This is a genomic window from Micropruina sp., from assembly GCF_047607385.1.
In the GTDB taxonomy this organism is placed as follows: domain Bacteria; phylum Actinomycetota; class Actinomycetes; order Propionibacteriales; family Propionibacteriaceae; genus Micropruina.
This window is the reverse complement of the sequence record NZ_JASGDE010000161.1, coordinates 26,034-32,600: the sequence shown is the minus strand read 5'-3', so window position 1 is coordinate 32,600 and position 6,567 is coordinate 26,034. Positions and strand designations below refer to the sequence as shown.

Below are 6,567 nucleotides of genomic sequence, written 5' to 3'. Positions count from 1 at the left end.
GGACGGTTCTCAACCACCGGGGACGGTTCTCAACCACCGGGGACGGTTCTCAACCACCGGGGACGGTTCTCGAGGGACGATTTTCGACCGATAGGGACGGTTCTCCACCCGGTCCGGAGCCCAGAACCGTCCCTCAGGAACGAAAATCAACCACCGAGAACCGTCCCCAACCGACGAGAACCGTCCCCAACCAGCGAGAACCGTCCCCAACCGACGAGAACCGTCCCCGGGAGGCGAATCGCTAGTCGGCGCGCACCCCGACCCCGGCCAGTGCGGACCGCATCACCGGACGGCAGGCCTCACCGGCCGCCCAGACCAGGGTCACCCCGGCCAGCAGGGACGCCGCGAACAGCACCGGCCCGATCGGCGCGGACGCCATCGACGGCAGCTGCGCGAAGAACAGCATCGCCAGGCCACCGGAGCCCAGGGCGCTGAGCGCGGCGGGGGCGACCACCTCGACCAGCCGGGTGCGGTCGTGCAGGGTGCGCGGCACTCCCAGGTTCGCCAGCTGGCGCAGCTCGCGGCGCCGGTCGAGGACGGCGGACGCCTGATTCAGCAGGGTCGAAGTGGCCGCCACCAGGAAGGCGATGCCGACGGTCAGATAAGTGCCGGTGCGGATGTCGGCGGCCAGGATCCGCAGCACCGGATCGCCGGTGTAGGCGGTGAAGTCGGGAATGCTGACCAGCGCTCCCCCGGTGAAGCCGACGAAGGCCAGCCCGGCCACCGACCGCCAGGCACCCTTCGGGTCGGCCAGCAGCCGGCGTCCGGCGAGCAGCACGTGGGGGCGTCCGGAGCGGGTGAAGAGCAACCCGAGCAGCTGCAACAACCACGGCCCGACCAGGTTGATCACCCCCATGAACAGGCCCAGCACGATCAGGATGACCACCGTCGAGAAGACCAGCTCGTGGGCCAGGTTCAGCATCGGCGCGATCACCAGCCAGGCACCGATGGCCAGCGGCAGCACCAGCAGCCGCCACAGCTTCAACGCCGGACGCGGCGCCCGGCGCGCCACCCCCAGCGGCGAGATCTGCAGCCGCATCAGCCCGGTCACCGAGCTCACCCCGGCCAGCAGCACCAGGCCGCCGACGATGGCCGCCACGGCCCAGGCCGGCAGCAGCATCTCGGCCGCGCTCAGCGGCGTCGCCTGGAAGGAGATCGCCGCCCAGACCGGCAGGGTGAGCAGGTAGCCGACGATGCCGAGCACTCCCCCGGCCAGCGCGGCCAGCATGGTCTCGGCGGTGCTCAGCCCGATCGCCTGCCCGCCGGTGATGCCCAGCAGCCGCAACGTGGAGAGCCGCTGGTCACGGCCCAGGGCACCCATCCGGGCGGACGCCGCACCCAGGGTGACCAACGGCACCACCAGCAGGACGCCCGCGCAGGCCGCCAGCACCGTCCACACCGGCAGCTGGGCCGCGCCGTATTCGGGATTCGCGCCCAGCGCGGCCAGGAACGCCGCCGGTGGGTTGTTCTGCCGCTCGACGAAGGCATGCACCCCGGCGAGCACCGACAGCAGCAACCAGCTGCTCACCGTGAAGGCCAGCACGGCGAGCAGGTCGATCAGTCCACTGCCGGCCCGGATCCGGCCGCGCAGCAGCAGCGGGGCCACTCGGAACTGGTTCATCAGGCGGCCCTCGCGCTGAAGAAGTCGTTGCTGACCCGCCCGTCGACGATCTCGACGTGACGGTCGCACCAGTCGGCGACGCCGGCGTCGTGGGTGACCACCACCAGGCTGGCGCCGACGGCGGCGACCGCGGCGGTCAGCACCCGCATCACCTCGGCGCCGGTGGCCTGGTCGAGCGCACCGGTCGGTTCGTCGGCGAGAACCACGTCCGGCTGGCCGACCAGGGCGCGAGCGATCGCGACCCGGTGCGCCTGCCCGCCGGACAGCTGTCCCGGACGCCGCGCCTCCAACCCGGCCAGGCCCAGCCACTGCAGGCAGTCGCCGGCCCGCCGCATCGCCTCCGGACGCGGCCGGCCGAGCAGCAACAGCGGCAGCGCCACGTTCTCCAGCGCGCTCAGTTCGGGGAGCAGTTGGCCGTCCTGGAAGACGAAGCCCATCCGGGCCAGCCGGATCCGGCTGCGGGCGGCGTCCGAGGCCAGCGAGACCGGCTCGTCGCCCAGGCTGACGTCGCCGGCGTCCGGACGCAGGATGCCGGCCAGGCAGTGCAGCAGGGTGGATTTGCCCGATCCGGACGGCCCCATCACCGACACCGACTGTCCGGCCGGAATGTCGATGCTGACCCGGTCGAGGGCGTGGACGTCGCCGAAGGACTTGGAGATCTGTTGCGCCCGGAGCCCGGGCCGTGCCTGGTTCGCTGTCATACCCTCAAGCCAACCGGCCGCCGGCGGTTCGATCACGGGCGCTGCCCGGTGTCCTGCCGGTAGTGCCAGCACTACCCGGCGGTGGTGGTGGCGCCCCTGCCATCCGGGCGCGAACCTCTTAGGGTGGCATGGTGACGCAATCCGTCCCGTCCCACGAGGCCGCGGTCCGCTCCCGGCTGAAGCCGCCGCCCAACCCGCTGCGGATGCTGGTCAGCCCGCTCGGCTGGGGTGCCGTGGCGTACTGCGCGACCGCGATCCTGGGCGGCATCCTGGCGCTGATCGCCGGCATCGTCGGGTTGATCGTGCTGCCGGTGGTCGCCTGGGGCACCGCGAACGTCGAAGGCAAGCGACTGCGGCTGCTCGGGCTGCGCCGCCCCGGTCCGCTTCCCAGCGGACCCATCCGGCACCCCTGGGACGCCAACGGCCTGCGCTCGGGCAATCTCGCCGTCTGGGGCATCGCGGTGCTGTTCGCACTGGTGGATTTCGTGCCCGGCGCAGTGCTGGTGGTGCTGGTGCTCGGCTTCGTCAGCCAGCTGATCGGTCACATCGGCGAGCCGCTCACCCCCGACCACCTCGGGCTGTGGGTGATGCTGATCGTCATCCTGATCGCCGGGCTGTACGTGGCCTGGGCGCTGGCCAGCGTGCAGGCGATCCTGGTCGAGGACCTGATCCGGCCGCGCACCGAGCTGCGCGAGCAGGTCGACCAGCTCACCTCGTCCCGCCGCGAACTGGTGGACGTCTTCGCGGCCGAACGGCGCCGCATCGAGCGCGATCTGCACGACGGCGCCCAGCAGCATCTGGTGCTGCTCAGCATGCAGTTGGGCGAGGCCGAGTACGCCCTCGACACGGGGCGTCCGGAGGCGGTCCGGGACGCCCTGGCCGCCGCGCACTCGTCGATGGAGGCGGCGATGACGTCGCTGCGCGACACGGTCCGCGGCATCCATCCGCAGATCCTCACCGACCGTGGGCTGGCCGACGCCGTCCGGGAGCTGTCCGAGCGGCAGCCGGTGCCGGTCACGGTGACCATCAGCGGCGACCGGCAGCCGCCCGAACAACTGGCGCTGGCGGCGTATTACCTGGTCAGCGAGGCTTTCACGAACGCGGTCAAGCACGCCCAGGCGTCCACCATGGCGGTCCGGGTGGCGCAGTCCGATCAGCTGCAGATCGAGGTGTACGACGATGGACGCGGGGGCGCGGTGGTCCGTCCGGGACACGGGCTGAGCGGCATGATCGAACGGGTCCAAGCCTTCGGCGGCGGGTGCTGGGTGAGCAGCCCGCCAGGCGGCCCGACGATCATCCGGGCCAGCTTCCCGCACCCGCCCGGCGGGCAGCCGCTACCGTGACCGGGACGAGGGAAGGGGACGGGATGCGGATCCTGGTGGCCGACGACGCCGCGCTGATCCGGGCCGGGCTGGTCGGCCTGTTGGAGCGCGCCGGGCACAGCGTGGTGGCCGAGGCCGGGGACGCCCCCGAGCTGATCGCCCAGTGCACCCGGCTGGCCGACTCCCCGGACGGGCTGCCCGACCTGGTCATCACCGACGTCCGGATGCCGCCCACGATGACCGACGACGGCCTGCGCGCCGCCGTGCAGCTGCGGGAGTCCTACCCGGGGCTGCCGATGCTGATGGTCAGCCAGTACGTCGCCCCGGCCTACGCCGCCACCCTACTGGAGACCAACACCGCCGGCGGGGTCGGCTACCTGCTCAAGGAGCGGGTCGGACGGGTCGCGGACTTCATGCGCTCGGCCGAACTGGTCGCGGCCGGCGAGGTGGTGATGGACCCCGAGGTGGTGGCGCAGCTGCTCAACGCCCGGCGCAGCGATCCGCGGCTCAGCCGGCTCACCCCACGTGAGCTCGAGGTGCTGTCGCTGATGGCCAAGGGTGCCGCCAACCAGCAGATCGCCGGGCAGCTGGTGATCAGCCCGGCCGCGGTCGCCAAGCATGTGGCGAACATCTTCGCCAAGCTCGATCTGGGCCCCGACGAGGACAATCGCCGGGTTCGGGCGGTGCTCGCTTATCTGAACGGAGTCCGCTGAGGAAGCGCTTCCCGGCGGCCGGCTGCGGAGAAACCGGCGACGACCGAATGGAACGCGGCGGCGGCCGTCCGGTTCTCCGCCGACCCGTACCTGGCCTGGATCACCGGCGAACAGGACGACCTGATCTGACCGGTGCCGGGTCAGGCCGCCACTGTCGACGTGGTCAGCAGGGCCGACCAGGTCTTGGGCCCGTCGACGCCGTCGGCCTCGAGCCCCTGCGCCCGCTGGAACTCCAGCAGCGCCGCGGTGGTCACCGCGCCCCGGACGCCGTCCACCTCCAACGCGAAACCGTGGGTCAGCAGCTGCTTCTGCAGCAGCGTGGTGGCCAGCTTCTTGACCTGGGCGCGGGTCACGCCGGGCCTGATCTCGTAGTGCATCGGGTCGTTGAACGCCGGCCCTCCCCAACGCAGCACGGGAAACTCCGCCAGCAGCGCGGTGAGGTCCGTGATCTGCCGGGCGGAATAGCCGGTGTGCTGCGCGCCGGCCGGGTGCAGGTTCCAGTTCAGATCCACCGCGGTCGCCGAGGCATGATTGCTCCACTTCGTGCTGCCGGCGATGCGGCGCCGGTTGTAGCAGCCGGACGACCTCCCGATCGTTTCGATCTCGGCCTGGTAGCGGCGCAGGAAGGCGGCCATCACCACCCAGACCGGTCCGCCCAGGATCGGCCCGACCTCAGGGTGAGGCCACAGCTTCGCCTTCGTGTCCTGAACGGGCCATCCGTTCTGGCTGGTCGTCATAGTCCCTCCCTGTGCCGTGCGGATCCTCGTCCGCGGTGTCTCACACCTCACTGATGCGGACGCATCGGCGTTTGATGCACGCCTTTCGGACCTCCCGTCCGGCAATCTCCCGGCCCCCTCCCCGGCCCGGCGACCCACCGGCCGGCGACCCCGGCGCCCTGGCCCGCCGTCTCCCTGCCGCCCCCGACGTGACTGCCGGCAGGGCAGGTCGCTGCCCGCGCGCAGGTGGGCGGCCAACCGATCGCGCTACCTGGGGGACGTCCGAATCGACGACGCTGCTACCGTCGGCCCTAGCCGACGACCGATCGGCCGGTCGAGGAGGGACGCGGGACGATGCTGGAGCTACCCACCGGCGTGATCGTGCTGCTGGTGGCGCTGGTGGTCAGTGTCGCGACCGACCCGCGGAAGCTGCGCACCGGCCTGTACCTGCTGGCGCTGCTCAGCTGGCTGCTGATGACCGGCGCCGGGCTGGTCATGGGCGCGCTGGCGAGCTTCGACCAGCAACTCGGCGCCTACGCATTCCTGGCCCTGGTGGTGATCGTGCTGGGCACGGTGCTGGCGTTGGCCGGCTTCCTGATCGTCACCGGCATCACCCTGTTGCGCCGCGAGGGCTGGGCGATCTCCCGGCTGCTCGGGCTCGGTGTGGGCGCCGGCATGCTCGGCTACCTCGGCCTGTGGGTGCTGGTGGTCGTCACCGGCTCGTCCCAGTGGGCGCTGGCGTTGCTGCTGCTCGGACTGCCACTGGGCTATCTGGGCTTCGGCTTCGTCGCCTTCCTGCTCTACGGGACGCTGTATCCGGCGATCATGGCCCGCCGCGGCGGACCGGTCGCGGCCGTGGTGGTGCTCGGTTCCGGTCTGATCCGCGCCAAGGTTCCGCCGCTGCTGGCGGCCCGGCTGAACCGCGGACGAGCCCTCTACGAGCGGTTCGCGAACGATCCTCCGGTGCTGGTCACCTCCGGTGGCCAGGGACCGGACGAACCGGTCGCGGAGGGCGAGGCGATGGCGTCCTACCTCGCCGAGAAGGGCTTCCCGGCGGACCGGATCGTGATCGAGGACCGGTCGCGCACCACCGAGCAGAACCTCGCCTACAGTGCCGAACTGCTGAAGCAGCGGGACGTCGAAGGCCCGATCGCGGCGGTGACCAACAACTTCCACGCCTTCCGCGCGGCTCTGCTGATGCGTCGGCTGGGCATTCCCGGCTACTCGGTCGGCGCGCCGACCGCGCGTTACTACTGGCCGAGCGCGGTGATCCGCGAGTTCATCGCGGTGCTGCGCGACCACCTGGTGCTGAACGCGGTGCTGCTCGGACTGGCCTGCCTGCCGGTGATCGGCCACGCCGTGGCGGTGCTGGTGAACCGCTGAGGACGCCCCGGCGTGAGAGAGCCCCGGACAGCACGAAGGCCCCAGCGGGACTCCGAACCGGGTTCCACAAGGGCCTTTCCGCTCCCCCGCCTGGACTCGAACCAGAAACCC

At 71.5% G+C, this 6,567-nt stretch carries 6 protein-coding genes; 3 read left to right on the top strand and 3 right to left on the bottom strand.

The genetic code is table 11. The features are described 5' to 3' along the window. Positions 1 to 241 precede the first annotated feature (241 nt). Positions 242 to 1,621, bottom strand: coding sequence for a hypothetical protein (locus QM582_RS14225; RefSeq protein ID WP_415085456.1), 1,380 nt, complete (start codon positions 1,619 to 1,621; stop codon positions 242 to 244). Further along, the gene (locus QM582_RS14220; protein WP_415085454.1) at positions 1,621 to 2,322 is read right to left on the bottom strand and encodes an ABC transporter ATP-binding protein; all 702 of its coding nucleotides are present in this window, start codon (positions 2,320 to 2,322) and stop codon (positions 1,621 to 1,623) included. The genes QM582_RS14225 and QM582_RS14220 overlap by 1 nt, the downstream gene beginning before the upstream one ends. Positions 2,323 to 2,453: 131 nt before the next feature. Here QM582_RS14220 and QM582_RS14215 point away from each other — a divergent pair, with 131 nt between their 5' ends. Continuing rightward, entirely contained in the window at positions 2,454 to 3,665 is a 1,212-nt protein-coding gene (locus QM582_RS14215) for a sensor histidine kinase (RefSeq protein ID WP_415085452.1), read from the top strand. A 23-nt stretch (positions 3,666 to 3,688) separates the two neighbouring features. Continuing rightward, positions 3,689 to 4,357, top strand: a complete 669-nt coding sequence (locus tag QM582_RS14210) for a response regulator (RefSeq protein WP_415085451.1) — start codon at positions 3,689 to 3,691, stop codon at positions 4,355 to 4,357. A gap of 140 nt (positions 4,358 to 4,497) precedes the next feature. Here QM582_RS14210 and QM582_RS14205 read toward each other — a convergent pair whose 3' ends face one another. Further along, positions 4,498 to 5,094, bottom strand: a complete 597-nt coding sequence (locus QM582_RS14205; RefSeq protein ID WP_415085450.1) for a peptidoglycan-binding protein — start codon at positions 5,092 to 5,094, stop codon at positions 4,498 to 4,500. Between the two features lie 333 nt (positions 5,095 to 5,427). Here QM582_RS14205 and QM582_RS14200 point away from each other — a divergent pair, with 333 nt between their 5' ends. After that, entirely contained in the window at positions 5,428 to 6,456 is a 1,029-nt protein-coding gene (locus QM582_RS14200; RefSeq protein ID WP_415085448.1) for a YdcF family protein, read from the top strand. Positions 6,457 to 6,567 lie beyond the last annotated feature (111 nt).